The organism is Neisseria sp. P0009.S007 (assembly GCF_051962515.1).
This window is the reverse complement of the sequence record NZ_JBQCVF010000363.1, coordinates 1-1,357: the sequence shown is the minus strand read 5'-3', so window position 1 is coordinate 1,357 and position 1,357 is coordinate 1. Positions and strand designations below refer to the sequence as shown.

1 protein-coding gene is annotated in these 1,357 nt (G+C 52.2%); it reads left to right on the top strand.

Annotated features, from left to right (window positions below; genetic code table 11):
- Window positions 1-27: 27 nt before the first annotated feature.
- The coding region (gene trhP, locus ACTHS3_RS13275) for a prephenate-dependent tRNA uridine(34) hydroxylase TrhP (RefSeq protein WP_440368163.1) at window positions 28-1,357 on the top strand (1,330 nt) is incomplete at its 3' end.

Here is a 1,357-nt window from a genome sequence, read left to right as displayed (position 1 = left end):
CTGAAAACATTTTAAAAAGCATAAAACATGAAAGCACCCGAACTCTTATTGCCTGCAGGCGGCCTCGAACGTATGCGCGCCGCCTACGATTATGGCGCAGATGCCGTTTACGCCGGCAGCCCACGTTACTCCCTGCGCGCCCGCAACAACGAATTTGCCAAACTCGACGTTCTCGAGCAAGGCATTAAAGAAGCGCACGAGCGCAACAAAAAATTCTTCCTGACCGTCAACACCCTGCCGCACAATTCCAAACTCAAAACCTTTGTTTCCGATATGGAGCCCTTGATTGCCATGAAACCCGACGCGCTGATTATGGCGGATCCGGGCTTAATCATGACTGTGCGCGAAAAATGGCCGGAAATGCCGATTCACCTGTCCGTTCAGGCCAACACCACCAACTACTGGGGCGTGAAATTCTGGCAAAACATCGGTGTCGAACGCATTATTCTATCACGCGAGTTGAGCATGGAAGAAATCGCCGAAATCCGCCAAGAATGCCCCGACATCGAACTCGAAGTCTTCATCCACGGCGCATTGTGTATCGCCTACTCCGGCCGTTGCCTGCTCTCCGGCTATTTCAACCACCGCGACCCCAACCAAGGCACCTGCACCAACTCCTGCCGTTGGGACTACAAGGTTCACAACGCCGTTGAAAGCGATGCGGGCGACGCCCAACTTCTGCAAGGTTTCAACTTTGAAAAAGCCCAAGAAGAAGCCAACCAAAACTTTGAAGGCATCAATGGTCAAAAACGCCACCCATACGCTGACAAAGTTTTCCTGATTGAAGAGTCCAACCGCCCGGGCGAAATGATGCCGATTATGGAAGACGAACACGGCACCTATATCATGAACTCCAAAGACCTTCGCGGCATCGAAGTGGTTGAAAAACTGGCCAAAATCGGCGTGGACAGCCTCAAAGTCGAAGGCCGTACCAAGTCGCTTTATTATGTTGCACGCGTGGCCCAGTCCTACCGCAAAGCGATTGACGATGCCGTTGCAGGCCGTCCGTTTGACTACGGCTTGTTGAGCGAACTCGAAGGCCTTGCTAACCGCGGCTACACCAGCGGCTTCCTTGAGCGCCACCAAACTCAGGATTACCAAAACTACCTGACCGGCCACTCCATCGCCAAACAAAGCCAATATGTCGGCCACGTTACCGAAATCGATGAAAACGGCTGTGCGACTATCGAAGTCAAAAACCGCTTTGCCATCGGCGATTCACTCGAAATCATCCACCCGAGCGGCAACCAAACCATCAAATTGGAACAAATGACCCGCAAAGGCCAGCCTGTCGATGTTGCCCCAGGCAACGGTATTCAGGTCAAAATCCCGAATATGCAAGGCAAAGAAAAAGCTT